This window comes from Thioalkalivibrio sp. ALRh (genome assembly GCF_000381425.1).
GTDB lineage: Bacteria > Pseudomonadota > Gammaproteobacteria > Ectothiorhodospirales > Ectothiorhodospiraceae > Thioalkalivibrio.
In genome coordinates this window covers 141,747-164,183 of sequence record NZ_KB906521.1, presented here as the reverse complement: position 1 = coordinate 164,183, position 22,437 = coordinate 141,747, and the positions used below count along the sequence as shown (strand labels likewise).

Genomic DNA, 22,437 nt, shown 5'->3' with positions numbered 1-22,437 from the left:
CGCAGTTTTTGGCTGCGCGGGGAGCAGCACGGCTTTAGCTGTTCATTCAATGAACGGCGATTGCAGCACGGGACCCTGTCTGCTGCAAGCCTCCATGCCACGGAGTAATACGGTCATTCCGATGATGACGCCACTTTGCCGTACGTCTGTGGGGTGTGATCAGCCGGTGCGTACTCATGTACGACACTGCGCAGTGCGCGGCAGGCCAGATCGACTTCCATTTCGCGATCCGCGCGATCGAGCTGCACGAGCGCTGCGCGCACATCCTCAGGGGTTACGCAGTCCTCACGGGCACGCATGATTCGAGGGTGCACGGTGGCTTCCACGTTGTCCCCGATCAGCAGTTCCTCGTAGAGCTTCTCGCCCGGGCGCAGTCCGGTAAACACAATCTCGATGCCGTCTTCGGGGTAGCCGTCTTCCTTCACCTGGCGCCCGTGCAGCCGGATCATTCGGCGCGCGAGGTCGACGATGCGCACGGGCTCGCCCATGTCCAGCACGTAGACCTCGCCGCCTTCGGCCATCGCCCCGGCCTGAATCACAAGCTCGGCTGCCTCCGGGATGGACATGAAGTAGCGCGTGATCTCGGGATGGGTAACGGTGACCGGCCCACCGTCCCGAATCTGCTGGTGGAACAGCGGCACCACCGAGCCCGAGGAGCCCAGGACGTTGCCAAAGCGCACCATGCTGAAGATGGTCCCGCGCTTCTCGCGGGCACGGTCCTGCAGGACCATCTCGGCCATGCGCTTGGTCGCGCCCATTACGTTCGTAGGCCTGACGGCCTTGTCGGTGGAGATCAGGATGAAGCGCTCGACCCCGGCCTTGAGGGCGGCATCCGCGAGAATGGCCGTACCGAATACGTTGTTCCGCACGCCTTCGATCAGATTGGCTTCCACGATCGGCACGTGCTTGTAGGCGGCAGCGTGATAAAGCGTCTGTACGCCAAACTCCTGCAACACCGCCGCCACCCGGCGCGGATTGGCAACAGACCCAAGAACTGCGTGAATCACCGGCATCCGGCCGGTTGGCACCGATCGCTCCTGCAACTCGCGCTCGATGCTGTAGAGGGCGAACTCGTTGCGCTCGTAGAGTATCAGCGCGGCGGGCTCCTCCAGCACAATACGCCGGCACAATTCGGAGCCGATGGAGCCGCCGGCCCCCGTAACCATAACCACGCGACCGCGAATGCTGCGCTGCAGCAACTCGGGCTCCGGCGGGACCGGATCACGCCCGAGAAGGTCCGCCACATCGATGTCTTCCAGCTGTTCCAGGCTGGCCTGCCCAGAGACGACCGCCTCCATCGACGGCACGGACTGGACATAGAGCGGCAGATGCTCAAGCTGCTCCAGGATGTGTCGGCGTTTATTGCGGCTAGCCGAGGGGAGCGCCAGCAGCAGACGCCCCACACCGAATCGATTCACCAGCTTCGGCAGGTAATCCGGAGAATGAACCGGCACACCGTCGATCGAACTCCCCTGCAGGGCCCGGTCTTCGTCCACGAACGCGACGATGCGGAAACGACCACCGGCCTTAAGCGCGGAGAGGAGCTGGACCCCCGTCTCGCCCGCGCCATAGACGACCACGGGTTCTGCGCCCGACACGGCATCCACAACCGAGCGATACCAGGCCCGAACCAGGAAGCGGCTACCAGCCACATAGAGAAACGCCACGATGGCGAAATTGATCGGAACCGATCGAGGAAAACCCTCCAGCTGGACGACCGCCACGGCTGCCCAGATCAGCATCGCCAGGATCACCACCCCGGAGCTGACCGCCCAGATGGCGCGCGAGCCCATAAACCGCACCACCGCGCGGTACAGACCCAGACGGGTAAACAGCGGGATTCCCACGATGACGATCAATGGGAACAGCCACCAGGTCTGCTGCATGATCGGCGGGAAGGGTTCCGCCAGGCGAATCATGAATCCGGACCACAGGGCGAGCGGCAGCATGACCACATCCGCGGCGATCATCAGCCAGCGCTTCTTGCCGCGCGGCAGTCTCAGCAGACGTTCCAGCCCACGATTCAGCATGGTGTGTTGTGCGCGTCCGGCATCCTGATCCTGACCTAAAACCCTATATACAAAACTCAGCCCGACCACACTACATCAAGTGCCGGTCCCTGGCGCCCGCCGCACCCCATCGCGGCGCACGAAGCATAAGCAACCCCTGATGAAAATGCACTTCTGGCGATGGGCTGATCTCTTGGAGTTGTGTGTTGCCATTGTTCGCGCTGGCAGGGCTTCGCGGGCAAGCCCGCTCCCACACCCACTCGAGCCGCCCAGGATGGGCCGAGCTGTGGGAGCGGCCTTGGCCGCGAAGCCCTTTTGGAGCCGGAACCCTACAACCAAATCGCATCCCACAGCGGATAGTGGCGCAGGTTGCTCACGAGCCCCGCTCGCAGAGGATTGGCCACCACATACCGAGCCACAGCCTGGAGTTCCTCCTCCCGGCGCAAAGCGCGGTCATGGAAACCCGGCTGCCAAACCTTACACGGTCGGCCACTCAACTGCCCGATTCGGCGCGTCGTGGAACCCTTCACTTTCTGTACAACGCGGGAGAGGGTTCCAGCTTCGAGTTGCATCATCCAGTGCATATGGTCCGGCATGACCACGAAGCAGAGCGTATTTGCTTCGCCTTCCAGTTCACGCATCGCACGGACACAGCAGCGCCCATGCTCGAACTTAGAAAACCAGGCTTTCCGGTCGGCGCAAACCGCCGTAACCAGGTAAATCCTTCCGTGCTCGCTAACCCGCCCAAACCGCAGCCGGTGGGATCGTGCCTTCCGTGGCATTCGAACCTCCCGTAACTGTTACAGCTATAACCTTTCCACTGCCCGAAACTTGTGTGGGAGCGGCCTTGGCCGCGAAGCCCCTGCCAGAGCCGACCCGGGGCAGGGGCTTCGCGGGCAAGCCCGCTCCCACAAAACCAGCCCCACAAGACCAATCCCACCAAGCCACTTCCTCCAACCCGATCCCACGGGAGGTCTTGTCAGGAGAGGAGCTGGGCGAGGTCGTCGGGGCCGAGGATGGGGATGTCGAGGGATTCGGCTTTGGTGACCTTGGAGCCGGGGTCGGCGCCGGCGATGACGGCGGTGGTCTTTTTGGAGACGGAGCCGGTGACTTTGGCGCCGCGGGCCTCGAGGGCGGCCTTGGCTTCTTCGCGGGTCATGGTGTCGAAGCTGCCGGTGAGGACGTAGGTGTTGCCGGCCAGCGGGGCGGCATCGCCCTCCTCCGCTGCCGGACGCGCGGGCGGATCGGGCCAGTGGACGCCGGCGTCGCGCAGGGACTGGATCACGTCGCGGTTGTGGGGCTCGGCAAAGAAGTTGGCGATGTGTTCCGCGACGATGGGGCCGACGTCCGGCACCTCCTGCAGGGCCTCGGCATCGGCCTGCATCAGTGCGTCCAGGTCGCCGTAGTACGTGGCCAGGTTGCGGGCGGTGACCTCGCCCACCTCGCGGATACCGAGGGCGAAGATGAACCGGGCCAGCGTGGTCTCGCGCGCCTGTTCCAGGGCGTTGACGAGGTTCTCGGCGAGCTTGGGGCCGACCCGTTCCAGGGCCTGCAGGCGCTCGGCGTCCAGCGCGAACAGGTCGGCCGGGCTTTGCACGATGCCGCCATCGGCGAGCTGCTCGATCAGTTTCTCGCCAAAGCCCTCGATGTCCATCGCCCGGCGCGAGACGAAGTGCTTCAGCGCCTCGCGGCGCTGCGCGGGGCAGACAAGCCCGCCGGTGCAGCGCGCGACGGCCTCGCCCTCCGGGCGTTCGATGTGCGAGTCGCACTCCGGGCAGCGGGACGGCATCTCGATCTCCCCGGTGTCCTCCGGGCGCTCGCCGCCGGCGCGGCCGACTACCTCGGGGATCACGTCGCCCGCGCGGCGTACGATCACACGATCGCCGATGCGGATGTCCTTGCGCGCGATCTCGTCCATGTTGTGCAGCGTGGCATTGCTAACCATGACCCCGCCGACCAGTACCGGCTCCAGCCGCGCGACCGGGGTCAGCGCCCCGGTGCGGCCAACGCGGAAGTCGACGGCGCGCAGGGTCGTCGTCTGCTCCTCGGCCGGGAACTTGTGGGCGATCGCCCAGCGCGGCGCGCGCGAGACGAAGCCCAGGTGCTGCTGATCCTCCAGCGAGTCGACCTTGTAGACAATGCCGTCGATCTCGTAGTCCAGCTCGCGACGACGCTCGGCCAGACGCTCGTAGTAGGCAAGGCAGCCCTCTACCCCTTCCAGCACCGCGCGCTCGGGGCAGACCGGAAAGCCCAGGTGGTGCAGCCAGTCCAGCGTGCCGGACTGGGTGTCCGGCAGCGTGCCGCCCTCGACATGGCCGACGGAATAGGCAAAAAAGCTCAAGGGCCGCCGCGCCGTCACCTTCGGGTCCAGCTGACGCAGACTGCCGGCGGCGGCATTGCGCGGGTTCATGAAGCCGCGCTGGCCATCGGCCTCCAGGCCCTGGTTCAGGCGTTCGAAATCCGAGCGGCGCATGAACACCTCACCACGCACCTCCAGCACGCCGGGCGCATCGTCGGTGTAGCGATCCCCCAGGTGCAGCGGGATCGGGCGCACGGTGCGGACATTGCCGGTCACGTCCTCGCCGGTCTCGCCGTCGCCGCGCGTCGCGGCTTGCACCAGGCGGCCGTTCTCGTAGATCAGGCTGATCGCCAGGCCGTCCAGCTTGGGCTCGGCCATGTAGGCGACCGCCTGCTCAACGCGGTCGGGCTCGCCAGTCTGTTTGGTCAGGCGCTCACGCACGCGGCGGTCGAAGTCGCGGATCTCGTCGGGTTCGAAGCCGTTGGCCAGGGACAGCATCGGCAGCCGATGCCGCACCGTGTCGAAACCGGCGGCGGGGGCACCGCCGACACGCTGGGTGGGCGAATCCGGGGAGACGAGTTCAGGGTGTTCGGCCTCGAGCTGTTCGAGTTCGCGCATCAGCGTGTCGAACTCGGCGTCGGAGACCTCCGGGTCGTCGAGGACGTAGTAGCGGTAGTTGTGGTGCTCGATCTGGCGCCGCAGCTGCTCGATCCGTGCGCCCGCCTCCCCCGCCGCGCCCTCGCGGGACGCGGAGAGCGAACTCACCGCGCCCTCCGCCGCCGCAGCAGATCCGGGCGGTGGCGCATCAGCCACTCGTTCAGATCCTCACGCATGTAGGCGAGCGTCTGGTTGGTGGCGGTGGACTGCTGGGCGTCGAGGATGGAGCCGCCGAGATCCCGCGCCAGGCCGTGTGCATTCTCCAGCAGTGCCTCGAACGCGCGTTGCGGATCGGCGCTGTTGTGCACCTGCACGAACAACGTGATGCCAGGGGTCATCGTGTCCGTCAGGTCCTGTTCGCGCAGCGTGCCCGGCGGCACCATGTTCGCGGCGGAGAACAGGGCCTGGCGGCCGTCGATCTCGGCATCGTGGTAGTGGTAGATGTCCATCGCGCCCGGCTTGAGGCCCGCGCGCTGCAGCGCAGCCCCCAGGGCGACGCCGGTAAACGGCCGGTTGCGCGGCGCGACCACATGCAGCAGCAGGATCTTTTCGTCCGACCCCGGGCCACCGCGCAGCGGGTTGCGCCCCACCACACGCGGTTCGGACACAAACTCGCCCAGGGTCTCCATGTCGGGCGCCGGCTCCTCGATCAGCTCGGGGTCGACCTCGTGATCCGGGTGCAGTTGTTCGCCGAGCGTCTCTTCCGCACGCGGGCGGCGCAGGCGCGTCCCGCGCAGCGCGGCGATCCCGGAGCGCATACGGCCGCTCAATTGGCCCATCACGCCCTTCGCGGTTTCCGCGGCGCTGGACCTGGCTCGGCGTCGCGGCGCATCCTCCGGGTCCGGCTCGAAGGCGCCATGGGGCGGCGGCGGAACCGGCTCTTCGTCGTTGTCCAGGACGCCGTAGATATCCTGCGCTCGGTCGGCATGGCGCTCGCCCGGAGGCAGTGGCTCGTCGTCGTCCGCCGAGGTCACGCCCAGGTGCGGCTCCGCGCGGTCGTGCTGGGGAATGCGCACGTCGTCGAAGTCTTCATCGGGATCGGCAGTATCGGCGTCCCGCGTGTACTCGCGCGAGGTCTCCAGGGGATCGGCCCAGCCCGCCTCGGCCCCAAGGCTGTCGGAATCGCCCTCGCGTCTGCGCGGCGCGGGGTCGTCCTGGGCGCGAATGTGCACCGCGTCGTCACTCCAGTCGGTGGCGTCATCATCCAGATCCTGCGCGCGATCGCGCGTGCGCAGGCGATGGGCCATCCAGATACCGGCGACCAGCACGATCCCCAGGATCACCAGACTGATGCGCATCCAATCCACTCAATACCTCGTCTTTCCGGTTGTACGACCGCGCCCCAACCCGTGGGATCGCAGGGATCAGGCCTCGGCCAGTTCGACGGCCTCGTCGATATCCACGCTCACCAGGCGCGAGACGCCCGGTTCGTGCATGGTAACGCCGATCAGCTGTTCCGCCATCGCCATCGTGGCCTTGTTATGGGTGATAAAAATAAACTGGATCTGCTCGGACATGTCCTCCAGCAGCTCGCAGAAACGCCCGACGTTGGCCTCGTCGAGCGGCGCATCCACCTCGTCCAGCATGCAGAAGGGTGCCGGATTCAACTCAAAGATAGCGAACACCAGCGCCGATGCTGTGAGCGCCTTCTCGCCTCCGGACATTAGATGGATGGTGGACAGGCGCTTGCCCGGCGGGCGGGCCATGATGTTCACGCCGGTATCCAGCAGGTCGTCACCGGTCATCTCCAGGCGCGCCTCGCCGCCGCCAAACAGGCGCTGGAACTTCTGCCCCAGCCCGGCGTTCACCTGATCGAAGGTCTGCTTGAACAGCTGACGCGTCTCGCGGTCGATGCGGTGCATCGCCGCCTCCAGCGTCTCCAGCGCCTCGATCAGATCGGCATGCTGCTCCTCGAGGTAGCGTGAACGCTCCTCCAGGCTGCGCGCCTCGTCGATCGCCGCCAGGTTGATCGGCCCCAGGCGGTCGATCTTGCGGTCGAGTTCCGCGATCGCCTGCTCCCAGGCCGGTACCGTCGCATCCCCCGCGAGCCCATCCGCCAGCGGGCCGGCCTCGAATCCCGACTCCTGGAACTGGCTCTTCAGCTGTTCGATCTGCACCGAGCGCTCGCGCTGATCCAGGCGCAGCTCCTCGCAGGTGGAACGCTGCGCCTCGACGCGGCTGTCCAGCTCGCTGGCCTGTGTGGCCAGTTCCCGCAGCCGCGCATCGCAGGCCTCGAGATCCGCGCGCGCCCGGGTCAGGCGTTCTTCCGCCTGCTGGCGCTGCTCCGCGGCGGCCTGCAGATCCCCACGCCACTGCTCCAGCGGCCCCTCGCGCCCGGCCAGGCCCTGCTGCAGCTTTTCCAGGCGTTCGCGATCCTCCGCGCGCTGGCGTTCCAGGCGCTCGCGTTCGCTTTGCTCGCGCTCCAGCCGGTGGCGCGCCTCCTGCTCCGCCATGCGTGAACGCCCGGCAACATCGCGCGCCTCGCGGACCGCATCGCGGGCCTGACTATGGGCGTCGCGCGCGGCCTCCAGTCGACTCTCCAGTGTGCCGCGGTCGGCCTCCAGTGTTTCCAGCGTGGCGAGGGCCTGGTTGCGTTCCTGCTGCGCGGTCTCCAATTGCTCCCGGGCGCGAGCTGTTTCTTCTTCCAGTTCGCCCGCCTCGCGGTCGATCCGCGCCTGCTGCTGTTCCAGCTGCCGGGCCTGATCGCGCAGGCGCTGGATGCGCCGGTCGCGTTCGTCGATCTCGCCCTGCTGTTCGCGCAGCTGGGCATCCAGCCGGTCGCGCTCGGCCTGCGCGGCATCGATGGCCTCGCCCCGTTCCGCCAGGGTCGCCTGGTGCTGCTCGACCTGCCCCTGCAGCTGCTCTTCCTGCTCGCGCAGCTCGCGCGCCAGGCGCACCCGCGCGACCGCACCGGAGGCCCCACCTTCCAGCGTGCGATGCGCGACCCACCCCGGCCCCATCCAGGTGCCATCGGGCGTGATCACGCTCTCGTCCGGTGCGAGGTTCGCAACGCGGCCCCGGGCCTCGTCCAGATCTCGCGCGCAGTGGATGCGTGACAGCCACTGCGTCACCGCCGCGGAGCCGCGCACGCGGCCGGCGAGCGAGTCGTCCGAGGTCGCCGCGGCGGCATCCGCCTGCGTACTCACCAGGCGCAGCGCGGCATCCGGCCAGTCCTGCGTGGCCTCGGGCGCGTCCAGCACGGCGGCCTCCAGCCAGGCCCCCAGCACCAGCTCCACGGCCGTATCCCAGCCGTCGTCGACCTCCAGCTGCTGCACCAGGGGCCGCGAGAGGTCCAGCCCCTGTTCGCGTGCCCAGGCCTCACGGCGCTCGCGTGTCTGCGCCGGGTCGTCCTCGCCGGCGAAGTGTTCCAGCCCCGCCAGACGCCCCGCGACCTCGCGCGCCTCGCGCTCGGCCTGGTGCAGGGCGTCGCGGGCCTCGCGGCGGGCCTCGGTGAGCTGGTTCAGTTGTTCCTGCTGCTGCTCGTGCTGCTGGCGCAGCTGCTCCAGGCGCTCGGCCAGGGCATCGCGTTCGCCCTGCATCCGTTCGGCCTCCTCGCCCGGGTGGGTCTGTGGCAGGGCCGCGCGCTCGGCGTCGAGGCGTTCGCGGCGCTGTTCCAGGCGCGCGAGCTGGTGCTCGGCGTGATCCATGCGCGAACGCGCGAGCTGCGCATTCTGGCGCGGCTCGGCCAGGGCGCGTTCCCACTCGGACTGGGCCTCGCGAGCGGCCTGAAACTCGGTTTCGGCCTGCTCCGCTGCGGCCTCCAGGCGTTCGCGCTCGGCCTCGGCGGCCCCCGCCTCCTGCTGGCGCTGGTCGCGTTCGCGTTCGGCCTGGGCAATGCGCTGTTCCAGCGCCGCGAACGCCTCGCCGGCCGTCTGCAGGCGCTCTTCCAGCTGCCGCAGTTCCGCGCGCTCGCGGGCCAGTTCGTCCTCCGCATGGCGGATCGACTGCTCCAGGCGCGAGACCTCGGCGGCGCGGTCGTAGTAGGCGGACTGCGCCTCGGTAGTGGCCGCCTCCAGGTCCACGCGCGTCTGGCGCTGCTGTTCGGTCTCGGTGCGCACCTTTTGCGCCTCCGCCTGGGTGCCGGCCAGTTCGGTCTCGGCCGCCTGCAGGCGCTGTCGGCTCGCGTCCAGTTCCTGTTCCTGCGCACGCAGACGCAGCAGGATCGCCTCGGCGCGTTTCTGGCGCCGCTCGGCGGCGAGGGTCTGATACTTCTCGGCGGTGGCGGCCTGGCGATTGAGGCGTTCGGCCTGCTTGGCGACCTCGTCGCGCACGTCGTCCAGGCGCTCCAGGTTCTCGCGGGTGTGGCGCACGCGGTTCTCGGTCTCGCGCCGGCGCTCCTTGTACTTGGAGATGCCGGCGGCCTCCTCGAGATAGACGCGCAGTTCCTCGGGGCGGGCATCGATCAGGCGCGCGATCATGCCCTGCTCGATGATCGCGTAGCTGCGCGGGCCGAGGCCAGTGCCCAGGAACAGGTCCACCACGTCGCGCTTGCGCGCGCGCTGGCCGTTGAGGAAGTACTTGGACTGGCCATCGCGCGTCAGCGCGCGGCGCACGGCGATCTCGCCGTAGGCGCTGTACTCGCCGCCCAGGCGACCGTCGGAGTTGTCGAAGATCAGCTCGATCGAGGCCTGCCCGACCGGCTTGCGGCTGGAGGAGCCGTTGAAGATCACGTCCTCGCTGGAGTCGCCGCGCAGGTGCTTGGCCGAGGACTCGCCCATCACCCAGCGCACGGCGTCGATGGTGTTCGACTTGCCACAGCCGTTCGGCCCGACGATGCCCACCCGGTTTCCGGGCAGCACCAGCGTCGTCGGGTCGACGAAGGACTTGAAGCCGGCCAGCTTGATTCGGGCGAGTCGCACGTTCGGCGTAATCCGCGGTCAGGACACTCGGGGGTAGAATGGTACACGCTTGTGCCGGTAACGTGACCGGTCCATTCGCCATCACAACATAACGACGGTGGGAGCCTGCTGGCAGGCGATCGTCCGCACGCGGGCAGGCGCTTCGCGTGCAAGCACGCTCCCACATCTCTTATCCGCAACGAGAAACCGACATGCCCAGCCAGCCGAGCAAGACCCTGGAGACCTTCGACAACCCGGCGCCGGAGAACGACTTCGCGATCTATATCCGCATCCCGGAGTTCACCTGCCTGTGCCCGGCCACCGGTCAGCCCGACTTCGCGGAACTGCACCTGGAGTACGTGGCCGACCACAAGTGCGTGGAACTGAAGTCGCTGAAGAATTATATGTGGTCGTTCCGTGACGAAGGCGCCTTCCACGAGGCGGTGACCAACCAGATCCTGGCGGATCTGGTCGCGGCGACCGAGCCGCGCTTCATGCGCCTGACTTCGTATTTCAACGTACGTGGCGGCATCTATACCTCGGTGGTGGCCGAGCACCGCCAGCCCGGCTGGGCCCCGCCGGAGCGGGTCACGCTCCCGCCGCCGGGTCGCAGCCCACTGCATTCGGGCCTGTAGCCGGTCCCCATGCACGCGATCGGCCTCGACCTGGGGACCTCCGGCATCCGCCTGGCGCTGGTGGATCCGGACGGCGCGCGGGTGTACTCGGCCGAGCGCGAGCTTCCGGAGTCGGAGACGGACGGAGACGGCATCGCGGAGCAGGACCCCGCGCAGTGGTGGACCCTCGTGCGGGAACTGCTGCGCGAGGCCGCCGAGCACCTGAAGGGCGAACCCGTCGCGATCGCGGTGGACGGCACCTCCGCCACGCTGTTGTTCCTGGATGCCGATGGTCGGCCAGTGCGCCCGGCGATGATGTACAACGACGCCCGCGCCACCGACATGACCGCGATCCTCGCCGGGGTCGCGCCCAGTGGATCGGCCGTACACAGCCCCAGCTCCTCGGCGGCGAAGCTGCTGTGGGTACGCCGCCACGAGAGCCTCTCCGGGGTACGTCGCGTATTGCATCAGGCCGACTGGATTGCCGGGCGCCTGCGCGGGCGCTTTGACGTGATGGACGAGAACAATGCGCTGAAGCTTGGCTACGACGCCCTCTGGCAGGGCTGGCCGGACTGGCTGGAGGACATCCTGACCACGGATGCCAACCTGCTGCCGGAGGTCGTGCCGGCGGGAACCAACCTGGGGCCGATTGCGCCGGAGATGGCGCAGCACCTGGGGCTGAACCCGGCCTCGCGGGTGATCGCCGGGACCACCGACAGTATCGCCGGCTTTCTCGCCTCCGGGGTTGAAGACGACCGCACCGGGGTCACCAGCCTGGGTTCGACCATGGTGATCAAGCAGCTCTCGTCGGAGCCCGTGTTTGCGCCCGAGCTGGGAATCTACAGCCATCACCTGTTCGGCCAGTGGCTGGTCGGCGGCGCCTCCAACAGCGGCGGCGCGGTACTGCGCCAGCACTTCGACGACACCACGCTGAAGCGGCTGAGCGAGCAGATGGCCCCGGATACGGACACGGGCCTCGATTACCTGCCCCTGCCCCGACGGGGCGAGCGCTTTCCGGTCAGCGATCCGGAACTGGAGCCACGCCTGACGCCGCGCCCGGATGACGACGCGCGCTTTCTCCAAGGACTGTTCGAAGGCATCGCGCGCATCGAGCGTGATGGCTACCGGCGCCTGACGGAGCTTGGGGCACCGCGCGTGGAGCGCGTGATCACGCTCGGTGGCGGTGCCGCGAACCCCACGTGGACGCGCATCCGCGAGCGCATCCTGGAGATCCCGGTGACGGGCGCGGACAACGACGACGCCGCACACGGCGCCGCACGGCTGGCGCGCATCGGCATGGGACTGGAGGCCTTCTCGCCTTCTCGCTGAAGCCAACGGCGATCGGCCAGAGGGCTGGCCTCCTACGCAACCGGGGAGACTCGCGTTTCTCTGGATACGTCACCGCCAGCGCCGGTGATCGGTGCTACATTCAGGCAAAGAACCACAACAAGAAAGGACGTAGACATGCACTGGAGCCGTATTCTCGGAATCGCCCTGCTGGTGGGTGGCGTCATCCTGCTGGTGATGGGCTACAACGCGACCGAAAGCCTGGGTGAAGAGCTGCACGAGACCTTCACCGGACGCTACACGGACGACACTCGCATGTACCTGATCGGTGGCGGCATCATGGCCGCAGTGGGTCTGGTCCTGACGTTGTTCGGGGCCCGCCGCTGAACCAGCGGGCAAGACCCCTCTCGCCGCTTTACGCGTTCCTCGCCCCGTTCCGGGGCCTGACACGCGTCCACGAGCCCGCCCTGCGCGGGCTCGTGATCATTCCGCTGATCATCAATGTCCTGCTGGTGGGCGCGCTGGTCGCAGCCGCGGCGGTGGGCTTTGACGCCCTGCTCGCCGCCTGGCTGCCGCAGACCCTGGACTGGCTGGCCTGGCTGCTGTGGCCGCTGTTCGCCCTGTTCCTGCTGCTGGTGGTCGGGATATCCGCCGTGGCCCTGGCCGCGATCGTGGCCAGCCCCTTCTCCGGGCCGCTGGCCTACCGCACGGCCGAAGGTCTGGGCCACCCGCCCCTGGCCGCGCCGCGCTCGCTGACCGCGGAGTCCGTACACGCGCTGGCCACCGCGGCGCGCAAGCTCGGGTATTACGCCCTGTTGCTGATCCCGGTGCTGATCATCACCTTCGTTCCGGGGCTCAACCTGCTCGCACCCGCTGCCTGGTTCCTCTATGGCAGCTGGGTCCTGGCGGTGGAGTTCATGGAGGTCCCGCTGGCCAACGACGGCCTGTCATTCGATACGGTGCGCCAGCGCCTGCGCGAGCGCCGCCTGCAGACCCTCGCATTCGGCGCCGGGACGACGCTGCTGGCGATGGTGCCCATGGTGAACCTGCTGCTGGTGCCGGCCGCGGTGATCGGCGCCACGCACCTGCGCACACGGCAGTTGGCCGCAACCCCATAGACCGCCGACCAGGCAATCATTCGGCGCGCAGGAAACGCCGCTGCAGTGCACGCCGATCCCCCTGTACCGGGCTCAACGTCGGTTCCAGCCGCCGCTCCGCGTACTCCGCCAGCATCCAGAGCATGCGCTCCACGCGGTGGGTGCGCTGCAGCACGCGGTCCAGTGCACCCCCGGGCTGGAAATGATCGGGGTCGAGGTAGCGGGCACGCAGGGCATCGAAGCGGCTGCGCTGATTGGCCGTCATGTCGCGCAGCCAGGCCAGGTCGTCGGGGTCCGTGGAACTCGCGGCCATGGTCGTGGCATCCAGCAATCCCCGCAGGGCCTCAAGAACGCGGCCTTCCAGGGCCCACGCCACCTCGTCGGCTGCGATCTCCATATCCGTCACAGTCGCGCGCAGGTGGTCATACAGCTGCTGCTCCAGGCGCGCGACCAGCCGGAAGCGGTCACGCAGGGCCTCGTGCCGGCGCGCGGCGGCCTCCAGCAGGGGCTCGCCCGCCAGCCGGTCCAGCTCGGCGAACACCGGCTGCAACAGGTATTCGAAGTCCTTGTGCAGGCGCTCCAGCTCCCCGGAATCGGCCGGGCGGGCCCGCCCCTCGTTATCCTCGGTGAGGTAGCCGGTCAGACTGGACCAGGCCTCCGGTTCGCGCTGCGCCAGTGCCTCGAGGCGCCGTTCCGGCAGGGTATGCGGATCCCCCATCTGCAACGGGTTGGGACGGCCCCAGTAGAGAACGCCCAAGCGCGCCAGGAACAGCAGCACGATCACCGCATGCGTGGCGATCAGGATGAATCCGAGGCTCAGCTCCACCGGGGGCCAGAGCAGGATCAGCGAATAGAGAATGCCGCCCAGGACCGAGATCTCGGCGAAGGAGTCGCGCTTGAGCATGTCGATGTTGAAGTCCGAGCGCACCACATCGCGCATGATCACGCCGAACGAGGCGGTCACCACGGCCATCACCGGGCCCCAGAGCCACAGCGGGCTGGCCTGCGATTCGACCGCCACCCCGACGCCGATCACGGTGAACGAGGCCACGGCCCAGGCATCCAGACCCCGCTGCAGATTCCCCACTACGCGCCCGCCCAATCCCTTCTGCTGCCGCGCCAGGAGTTCCTGGACGAGATGCCAGCGCACCAGCACATGGTCATGCAGCTTGTACAGCACGAACCCGACTACCACGACCACGATCGGGACCAGCAGAAACTCCGGCGTCTCGAAGATGAAGATCGGGTCGCGGCCCAGCAGCAGATCGCGCAGCACGCCGCCACCGATGGCCGGCAGCGAGGCCAGGACCAGGGCACCGAACAGGTTGTAGCGTTCGCGCCGGGCGAGGATCAGCCCGGAGGCGGAGAACGCGAGAATCCCCAGCAGGGTGAGCGTATTGAACCAGGTCTCGCTGGTAGCCATCGAGAGAAACGCGGGCAGCACATGCTCGACTTCCAGCGCGGCCATCCGGCGGCTGTCCCCCAGCGCCTGCAACTGCGCGTTGAAGTTCTCGACGAAGGACTCGGGAACGGTGGCACGGGAGAACATCACGCGCACGCCGACGGTCCCCAGGTCCAGCGGATGCGTCTGGATCTCGCGGGCGCGACCCGTCCGCGCCAGCAACAGATCCACGATCACGGGGTCTGCGACAAAGCCGTCGATCCGACCCTCGATCAGCGCCTGGATATGGGCCTCGTCACCGGCGGCGGGGTACAGGCGCGCGGCCTCCCCCGGATCCGCGACCAGATCGGCCAGTTCGCTGGAGGCGTAGGCATAGCCGGTGGTCACCCCTAGCCGGAAGTCTCCGTCGCGAACCGCCTGGACCAGGCCGGCGCGATCCTCGAATGAATAATCACCACGCTCGCCGGCGCGCACATAGAGGGCGTTGCGTTCCTGACGGTAGGGTTGCGAGTACTGCGCATAGTCGAGGCGACCGGAATCAAAATAGCTGCCGATGACGAAGTCGATCGCGCCGTGGCGCAGTGCGGCGAGCTGGTCGTTCCAGGAAAGCGGCGTGAACTCGGCGCCATGCCCGACACCGGCCAGCGCCTCCTGCGCGACCCGCACGTCGAGCCCGGCCGGGGATGCCCGGGATGCGCTGTCGGAACCGGCCTGATACGGGGGACGTTCGAACCAGCCAGAGCGCAACGTTTCGGGCGCCGATTGCTGCGCGATCGGGATCGGGGTGCCGATATCGGCCGCGGACGGGGGCGAGGACGCACCGGCCGTGAACGGCGCGAGGATGGCCAGCGCCAACCCCACCCACAGCCCCCCCAGCCAACGCGCAACCCGCGAACGTCGGCCCCGCGGCCGCTCCCAACCGCTTCTCTGGCGCCACCGCGACGCCCGAATAACGCCCGCCTGACGGCTAGCGCGCGACTGGATGCGCCCGCAGGAACACCTCGGTATGCTGTCGCCGTCTAAGACCCCCCACGGCCGACTCCCTCCCCATGGACGCTGCATACGCACGATTCCCCAATTCTGCGGCCCATGGCCCGGGCGCCGGCATGCGCCGCGTACTGGCCCTGGCGGCTGTCCTGCTCCTTTGCGCCAACACCGCGCTGGCCGACACGCAGACCCTGCGTTTTCAGCCGCACTGGGTCCCCCAGGCGCAGTTCGCCGGCTTTTACCTGGCCAAGGAGATGGGCTGGTACCAGGACGCCGGACTGGAGCTGGAAATACTCCCGCACGGCGCGGAGCACCCCGCCCCCGCCACGCTGGCCCGCCAGGAGGCCGATGTGGCTTTGCTCTATCTCACCCAGGCCCTGGAATTGCGTGAACAGGGCGTGGACGTGGTCAACGTAGCACAACTGATCCAGGACTCCTCTCTGGTGCTGGTATCGCTGGCGGAGTCCGGGATCCTGGTACCCGAAGACCTGGACGGGCAGCGCGTCTCGCGCTGGGCCAGCTTCAGCCTTCAGCCGGAGGCGTTGTTCCGCACCTACGGGGTGCACCCCGAGACGGTCGATCAGGGGGCGACGATGGCCGCATTGCGCACCGGCGCGGTCGCGGCCGCCACCGCCACGCGCTACAACGAACTGGTCGAGCTGTATCTCAGCGGTCTGGATCCGGACGAGATCGAGGTGATGCCACTGGAGGATCACGGCGTGGGCCTGGCCGAGGACGGGATCTATGTCCTGGAGTCGACATTGCGCGAACGCCCCGAAGCCGTCCGCACGTTCGTCGAGGTCTCACTGCGGGGCTGGGAGTACGCGTTTGCCCATCCGGACGCCGCAGTGGACGCGGTGATGGATCGCGTCATCCAGGCCGGCGAGCCGACCAATCGGGCGCACCAGCGTCTGATGCTGGAGGCGCTGCGCCCGCTGTATCTGGAAGACGAGGCGCTCCGCGGCCCGCACCTGGATCGGCAGGACTACCAGCTGGCCGTCAGTCTGATGCGCAACCTGGGGCACCTGGAATGGGAGCCGGTACCGTACGAACAGTTTCACCAGGACGTGACGCAATGAACGGCCGCAAGAGCCTCGCCGTCCGCCTCGCCCTGGTCACCCTGCTGACGACCGGGTCGATCTTCTTCATCTCCTCCGGCGCGCTGTACCTGATGGTGCGCGATATCATGCTGGAGCACGCCGAGGACCAGGCGCGCGAGCTGACCCACGCGACGGCCAACCGCATCCGCTCGTCACTGAACGAGGTGGCCGGGTCGGCACAGGGCCTCGCCAGCGCCCTGAATTCGGGACAGATTCGACCCGACGGCCTGTTTCCCGTGCTGGACAACGTGACGCTCCAGTCGGATGCGGTCCAGGGCGCCGCCGTGACCTACGAGCCCTATGCCGCCGACCCCGACGAGCGCTACTACGGCCCATTCTCCTACGAGACGCCCAACGGCATCACGCGCATGCACCTGGGCGGCGACGACTTCGACTACTTTACCCGGGACTGGTACCAGATCCCGGCGCTCACGCGCAGCGGCTTCTGGACCGAGCCCTTTCCATCGGCCGCCGACCCCAACCGCCTGATCACCACCTACTCGCGCCCGTTCTTCGACCCCGACGACGCCGAGGCACTGCGCGGGATCGTGACCATGGACATCGAACTGCCAGCCCTGACCGCGCGCGTGGACGAGGTGGAGATCTTCGACAGCGGCTTCGCATTTCTGGTCAGCCCGCGTACGCGCTTTATCACCTATCCACAGCGCGACTGGATCATGCGCGAGAGCCTGTTCAGCCTGGCCGAAACCCTGGGCGAGCCGGAACTGCGCGAACTCGGACGGCGCATCCAGCAAACCGACGAAGGCTTCTCCCGCGTGCCGGAGGCCCTGCTGGAGGAACCCGCCCGGCTCTATCACGTGCGCCTGCCCGAGGCGAACTGGGCGGTGGGCGTGATCATCCCCGAGCGCGAACTGTTCGGGGATATCCTGCGGGTGATGCACTGGGTGCTGATCATCGCCGCGATCGGCTTCTTCATCCTGCTCGGCACCATCATCGGCATCTCGCGCGGCATCACCCGCCCGCTGAAGGGCCTGGCGAGCAGCGCCGGCGAGATCGCCCGCGGCAATCTGGACCGCCCGCTGCCGCCGATCCGCACCGGCGACGAGGTGGGCCAGCTCGCCCATTCGCTGGACGAGATGCGCCTGTCGCTGAAGGACTACATCAACGACCTGACCGCGACCACCGCCGCCAAGGAGCGCATGGAGAGCGAGCTGAAGATCGCCCGCAACATCCAGATGAGCTTCCTGCCCAAGCGGCTGGACCTGTCCGACCTGGATGTAGGTATCGACCTCGCGGCGCGCCTGATCCCGGCCAAGGAGGTCGGCGGGGATCTCTACGACTTCTTCCCGCTGCGCGAGCACAACGCCCTGTTCTTCGCGGTCGGCGATGTCTCCGACAAGGGCGTTCCGGCTGCCCTGTTCATGGCCGTGACCAAGACCCTGGTCAAGGGCATCGCCGAGCAGGATCCGCGCGACCCGGGCGAGATCCTGACCCGCGTCAACAACGAGCTGTGCCTGAACAACGACAACGGCATGTTCGTGACCTACCTGTGCGGGGTACTGGACCTGGGCACCGGCGAGGTCCGCTTTGCCAACGCCGGCCACAACCCGCCGTTGATCCACCGCGCCGATGGCACCTACGACTGGCTGAAGCTGCCGCCGGGGCTGGTGCTGGGGGCGATGGAAGACATGGAGTACCCGGTGCAGACCGTCCGCCTGGCGCCTGGCGATGCGTTGCTGCTGTATACCGACGGGGTGACCGAGGCGGCGGACGGGGAGCAGAAGCTGTATGAGGAGGACCGGCTGTTCGCCTTGTACGGGGGGATCGCATCCCAGCCAGCACGGGAGCAGGTCGATGCGGTGCTGGAGTCCGTCGAGCGTTTCGCGGATGGTGCTACACAGGCGGATGACATTACCGTGCTGGCGCTGCGTTACTGCCCGGGGGATGGGGAGTGCGTCAGATAAAAGCCTGGGCAGGGGGTTCGCGGGCGAGCCCGCTCCCACATCGCACCCAGAGACCCTGGCGCTAGCGGATCATCGCGTCGAGGGGGTTGTCTCGGGGTAGCGCGCGCATGCGGCCCTCGCGCATCTCATGGGCCACACCCTGCAGGCTGTGGCGACGGCTGGTCACGCCATCCAGCGACAGGAACAGGAAGCGGCGCGTGGCCTCCCCGCGCCAGACCAGCGCCATGCGCTGGGTCTCGCCGGTCGACTTGTCGATGAACTCGAACCAGTCCCCGACCTGTACCCGCGAGGCCTCGAACACATAGGGGTCGTCCTGGTCCGCCAGCAGGTCCGGATCGTCGTCCTCGAAGCGGACGGAACGGCGCGCCCGAATGCGCTCCTGCGGGTCAAAGCGCGGCTCGTCTCCTGAGGCCCGGATCCGCTGCAGATGGGCCTGCCCCAAGTGCTGCACCACGGCCTTCACGCGCTCCTCGGAGACCCCGGCCTCGCGCGCGGTCGCCACAATGCGCTGCACCATCGGGTTGACCTCCTTCGGGGTCGCGCGGTTGCAGATGGCCTTGGCCACGTCCTTGACCACCTGGTCCAGCCGTTCGGCCGAGTCACCATCGGCGGCCAGCAGGTCTTCCCAGGCCTCGGCGATCTGCTCAGCCGAACGTTCCGGCAGCTCCGCGCCGGTCTCCAGCACGCAGATGGTCAGGCTGCGCCGCGCGCGCGCCGCGCGCTCCTCCTGGCGCAGTGGATCGATATGGGGATCCTGCAGCTCCTGCCAGCGCGCATCCTCTTCCTCGATCGCCGCCAGCCAGTCGTCCACCAGGGCCTGCGCGGCATCACGGTCCATGCTGTCGGCTTCGTGGCGCAGCCGATTGACCGACTGCTGGATATGCTGCAAGTAGGCCTCAATGGCGTCGTTGCCCTCGGCCTGGTCATCCGGGCTGACGCGCACGCCGGTGTTGATCAGGCTGCCGATCCACAGGCGTAACGGGTGCGAGCGATCGCGGAAGAACGAGAGATCACGGATGACCACGCGCGCCAGGGAGAACTGCATGTCGGCAATGGCCGCACGCACGCGCGAGTTGAACCCGACCTGCCGAAAGATGTGATCAAACATCCCCTGCAACAGATCGAGGATGAACGGGGTCAAGGACTCGCGCGAGAATTCCGCTGATTCCGGGGCCACACGCTCGCCGCCCGCGCCCCCGGCCCCGGAGCCGGCCCCATCCGGCACGCCGGCCGCATGCGGCGAACTGGCGGGCAACCCCTGGGCCTGCACCAGGGCGCGGGCCCACAGGGCCCAGGCGGTGGGGTCGGCATCCGGCGCGGGCATTTCGCGTGTCCCGCTGGAGCCCGCCGCCCCCAGCCCCAGCGTCGCCGGGTCTCCGCCGGCGGTTGATTCGGAGGCGGATCGCGGTGGGCTGCCCGCGGTGTAGTGGGCCCAGCTCGCGCGCTGCTGGGGCACGCAGTCCGACTCGTGCGCCTCCGGACTGCGGGGCGGCTCGGTCACCAGCCCGCACTCGTCAATCGTCTCCACCACGAAGGCCAGCATCGGGGCGCCTGTGCGCCCCATGCACTTCACGTAGGCCCGCATCAGGTCCAGGGTCATGGCCGTGCGGCCGAACTGCCGTTCGGCGGCCTCGATCACCCGTTCGTACCAGTGCAGCGGAGACCAGGGCGCCCAGCCCGGGTGCTCGAAGCGGTGCTCCTCGCGCGCGGCCTGCTGGAACATGTAGTAGGAGTAGCGGTTGTGCTCGCGGATCACGCCCTCGAGCTTGTGCCGCAGGGAGCGCCGGGTGGACTGGTAGTCGTCGAGCACTTGCAGCCCGGAATCACCACCCGCATAGCGCGTGCCGGAGAAATCGTATTCGGGCGGATAGGTGGTGGTGCGCAGGTCGCGGTTCAGTGCCTCCTCGAACTCACGCCGCAGGACGTACTGATAGCCATGCAACTGGTTGGCCCATTCGACCGCATCACTTTCCTGGTCGCCCCAGACGCGCCCGGCGCTCCATTCGGTCGCGACCCACTCCATGCATTGATCCAGGTGATCGACCACGCGCGGGGCGACACCGGCGGCCAGCTCGGAACGCTGTGCCTCGGACAGCCCCGACAGACCGCTCCAGATCGCCGTGTCGTCCTGGTAGTTTCCCTGTTCTCTGGAGTCCTTTCCCGCCATGCGCCCTGCCTTCGCGACCGGCCGCGGCGCGGCCGTTAGCCCAGTGTTAATCGGCCAGTGTACAGGTCAGAAAGCGGCAAAACAGCCACAAGTTGCTATTTTGCACCGTAGCGCGGGAGGTTAACTGGAGAGCTTAGTCGTCCAGCGGCTCGGAACCCACCTGAACCATGCCGCCATGCACGCGAGTCGGGAAACGGGTCAGCGGGTCCTCCGCCGGGGGCTCCATCACCTCGCCGGTGCGCAGGCAGAACTGGGCCTCGTGCAATGGGCAGGTGATACAGTCATCGTCGAGCTCGCCATCGGCGATGGGCACTTCTTCGTGCGTGCAGAGGTTTTCGACCGCGAAGAACTCGCCGTCGAGGTTGAAGATCGCAACCTCGGTTCCCGCCGTATCTACCAGACGATGTTCACCGTCCGCGATACTGTCGACCGGTGCCACGTCGATCCACTCGCTCATCTCTCCTCCAGGGCCTTGTGGTTGGGCTTCAACTTGCCGCCCAGCGAATCTCCATCTTGGGAAACACTGTCCCTAAGGCGTCGCATCCAGGGCTGCCGTTGCGGCCGGGTCGATCTCGATCAGGCGGCCTTCTTCCGGGTGGTAGCTGAAGCGCCCGACCACGCGGATATGTTCCCCCAGCCGATCCGATACCTCGTCGTGAGGCTCGACCGCCACGCGGTTCACATCCTCGTCTTCCAGCCAGTAGTGGTAGCGTTCGGGGTCCTCGTCAAAGCGCTTGACCACACCCTCGGTCTGCACCAGCTCACCGTTGAATTCGCCCGCCGCACCCGCCAACTGGGCCAGCGTTACCTCGGACACACGCTCACCACCCCCGCAGGCGGCAAGCCCCACCACCAGGATGGGCGTCAGGAGCAGGGGGCGCAGCGAATGTCTCATGTGAATCTCCGGGCCGAAGCAACGTTGTAGTACGCTCGCGAGGGTACCGAAACCTGCCTTCAACGTCTCGATTCACCCCAATCAAGCCGGTAATGCCAATGGCCAAGACCTTCCCTGCCCTCGACGAACGACTCACGGGCTTCATCCTCGAACAGCCGGTTTATTTCGTGGGCTCCGCCCCGCTCGCGGCCGACGGCCACGTGAACCTGTCTCCCAAGGGGCTGGACACCCTGCGCGTCCTGGGTCCTCGCCGCGCGGCCTATCTCGACCTGACCGGCTCCGGCAACGAGACCTCCGCCCATTTGGCCGAAAACGGCCGCATTACGCTGATGTTCTGTGCCTTTTCCGGAAAACCGAAGATTCTCCGGCTATACGGCCGCGGGCGAACCGTGCTCCCGACCGATGGCGACTGGGAATCCCTGTACAGCGCGTTCCCTGCACATCCGGGAACGCGGCAGATCATCGACATCGAGATCCACCGCATTCAGACCTCCTGTGGCTTCGGCGTACCCGAAGGCGAACTGCAGCCACGCCCCACCCTGACCGAGTGGAGCGAACGCAAGGGCCCCGAGGGCCTGGAACGCTACTGGGAGGAAAAGAATGCGGTCAGCATCGACGACCTGCCGACCCCACTTGGGAAACGCTGAACGAGCCGCCTACCGGGCTTTTGCCTGACGGGTCAGCAAGCGGTCGAGCTGGTTGGCGAAGGCCTGGCGATCGGCCTGGCTGAAGGCGGCGGGACCGCCCGTATCCACGCCGCTGGAGCGCAGGGTCTCCATGAAGTCGCGCATGCTGAGGCGCTCGCGGATCGTCCCCTCGGTATACAGCTCGCCGCGCGGATTCAGGGCCTGGGCGCCCTTGGCAATGGCCTCGGCCGCCAGCGGGATGTCGGCGGTGATCACCAGGTCCCCCGACTCCAGCCGCCGCACGATCTCGTTGTCGGCCACGTCGAAGCCGGCACCCACCTGAATGGCATCGATCCATTTCGACGGTGGGGTGCGCAGCGGCTGATTGGCCACCAGGGTCAGCGGCACCTGAGTGCGGTTGGCCGCCCGGAAAAGAATCTCCTTGATCACCGCGGGACAGGCGTCCGCGTCTACCCATATCTTCATGCTCACCGATCGTCGATTCGAGAGAAGTTCCGCAGCATAGCCGGTTCG

At 67.6% G+C, this 22,437-nt stretch carries 17 protein-coding genes; 7 read left to right on the top strand and 10 right to left on the bottom strand.

Features of this window, described 5'->3' with window-relative positions; translation table 11 throughout:
* Nucleotides 1-113 precede the first annotated feature (113 nt).
* From F791_RS0109555 to smc, 5 genes are all read right to left on the bottom strand, one after another.
* Complete coding sequence (locus F791_RS0109555) at nt 114-2,030, bottom strand: nucleoside-diphosphate sugar epimerase/dehydratase (protein WP_018994131.1); 1,917 nt, start codon at nt 2,028-2,030, stop codon at nt 114-116.
* Nucleotides 2,031-2,338: 308 nt separating this feature from the next.
* Entirely contained in the window at nt 2,339-2,791 is a 453-nt protein-coding gene (locus F791_RS0109550) for a transposase (protein WP_019592482.1), read from the bottom strand.
* 197 nt (nt 2,792-2,988) lie between these two features.
* On the bottom strand, nt 2,989-5,073 hold the full coding sequence (gene ligA, locus F791_RS0109545; protein ID WP_019592481.1) for an NAD-dependent DNA ligase LigA: 2,085 nt from the start codon (nt 5,071-5,073) through the stop codon (nt 2,989-2,991).
* The gene (locus tag F791_RS0109540; protein ID WP_018994134.1) at nt 5,070-6,263 is read right to left on the bottom strand and encodes a cell division protein ZipA C-terminal FtsZ-binding domain-containing protein; all 1,194 of its coding nucleotides are present in this window, start codon (nt 6,261-6,263) and stop codon (nt 5,070-5,072) included. Before F791_RS0109540 ends, ligA begins: the two co-directional genes overlap by 4 nt.
* A 66-nt stretch (nt 6,264-6,329) precedes the next feature.
* Nucleotides 6,330-9,824: a chromosome segregation protein SMC gene (gene smc / locus F791_RS0109535; RefSeq protein WP_018994135.1), complete on the bottom strand. Its 3,495-nt coding sequence runs from the start codon at nt 9,822-9,824 to the stop codon at nt 6,330-6,332.
* A 191-nt stretch (nt 9,825-10,015) separates the two neighbouring features.
* On the opposite strand from smc, the gene queF reads away from it, so the two are divergent.
* From queF to cysZ, 4 genes are all read left to right on the top strand, one after another.
* Complete coding sequence (gene queF / locus F791_RS0109530) at nt 10,016-10,438, top strand: preQ(1) synthase (RefSeq protein WP_018994136.1); 423 nt, start codon at nt 10,016-10,018, stop codon at nt 10,436-10,438.
* A 9-nt stretch (nt 10,439-10,447) separates the two neighbouring features.
* Nucleotides 10,448-11,746, top strand: a complete 1,299-nt coding sequence (locus F791_RS0109525; RefSeq protein ID WP_018994137.1) for an FGGY-family carbohydrate kinase — start codon at nt 10,448-10,450, stop codon at nt 11,744-11,746.
* Nucleotides 11,747-11,881: 135 nt separating this feature from the next.
* Nucleotides 11,882-12,091 carry a DUF3185 family protein gene (locus tag F791_RS0109520; RefSeq protein WP_018138546.1) on the top strand — a complete coding sequence of 70 codons (210 nt, stop codon included), beginning with the start codon at nt 11,882-11,884 and terminating at the stop codon, nt 12,089-12,091.
* Between the two features lie 56 nt (nt 12,092-12,147).
* On the top strand, nt 12,148-12,822 hold the full coding sequence (cysZ, locus tag F791_RS0109515) for a sulfate transporter CysZ (protein ID WP_081622312.1): 675 nt from the start codon (nt 12,148-12,150) through the stop codon (nt 12,820-12,822).
* 16 nt (nt 12,823-12,838) lie between these two features.
* Here the strand turns inward: cysZ and F791_RS0109510 are convergent, their stop codons facing one another.
* Nucleotides 12,839-15,064, bottom strand: a complete 2,226-nt coding sequence (locus F791_RS0109510) for a TRIC cation channel family protein (RefSeq protein WP_018994139.1) — start codon at nt 15,062-15,064, stop codon at nt 12,839-12,841.
* 245 nt (nt 15,065-15,309) lie between these two features.
* Here F791_RS0109510 and F791_RS0109505 point away from each other — a divergent pair, with 245 nt between their 5' ends.
* Both F791_RS0109505 and F791_RS0109500 read left to right on the top strand, forming a co-directional pair.
* The gene (locus F791_RS0109505; RefSeq protein ID WP_018994140.1) at nt 15,310-16,269 is read left to right on the top strand and encodes an ABC transporter substrate-binding protein; all 960 of its coding nucleotides are present in this window, start codon (nt 15,310-15,312) and stop codon (nt 16,267-16,269) included.
* Nucleotides 16,266-18,215: a SpoIIE family protein phosphatase gene (locus F791_RS0109500; protein WP_018994141.1), complete on the top strand. Its 1,950-nt coding sequence runs from the start codon at nt 16,266-16,268 to the stop codon at nt 18,213-18,215. Before F791_RS0109505 ends, F791_RS0109500 begins: the two co-directional genes overlap by 4 nt.
* Before the next feature lie 61 nt (nt 18,216-18,276).
* On the opposite strand, the gene F791_RS0109495 is transcribed toward F791_RS0109500, so the two are convergent.
* The 3 genes from F791_RS0109495 to F791_RS0109485 all read right to left on the bottom strand — a co-directional run bounded on the left by F791_RS0109495 (nt 18,277) and on the right by F791_RS0109485 (nt 21,277).
* A complete protein-coding gene (locus F791_RS0109495; RefSeq protein WP_018994142.1) occupies nt 18,277-20,382 on the bottom strand; it encodes a DUF1631 family protein in 2,106 nt (701 codons plus the stop codon).
* A gap of 133 nt (nt 20,383-20,515) precedes the next feature.
* On the bottom strand, nt 20,516-20,839 hold the full coding sequence (locus F791_RS0109490; RefSeq protein WP_012982964.1) for a non-heme iron oxygenase ferredoxin subunit: 324 nt from the start codon (nt 20,837-20,839) through the stop codon (nt 20,516-20,518).
* 72 nt (nt 20,840-20,911) lie between these two features.
* On the bottom strand, nt 20,912-21,277 hold the full coding sequence (locus F791_RS0109485; RefSeq protein ID WP_012982965.1) for a hypothetical protein: 366 nt from the start codon (nt 21,275-21,277) through the stop codon (nt 20,912-20,914).
* Between the two features lie 98 nt (nt 21,278-21,375).
* Between F791_RS0109485 and F791_RS0109480 the strand changes: the two genes are divergently transcribed.
* A complete protein-coding gene (locus F791_RS0109480; protein WP_018138540.1) occupies nt 21,376-21,924 on the top strand; it encodes a pyridoxamine 5'-phosphate oxidase family protein in 549 nt (182 codons plus the stop codon).
* A 9-nt stretch (nt 21,925-21,933) separates the two neighbouring features.
* On the opposite strand, the gene F791_RS0109475 is transcribed toward F791_RS0109480, so the two are convergent.
* A complete protein-coding gene (locus F791_RS0109475; RefSeq protein ID WP_018138539.1) occupies nt 21,934-22,389 on the bottom strand; it encodes a YaiI/YqxD family protein in 456 nt (151 codons plus the stop codon).
* Between the last annotated feature and the right edge of the window lie 48 nt (nt 22,390-22,437).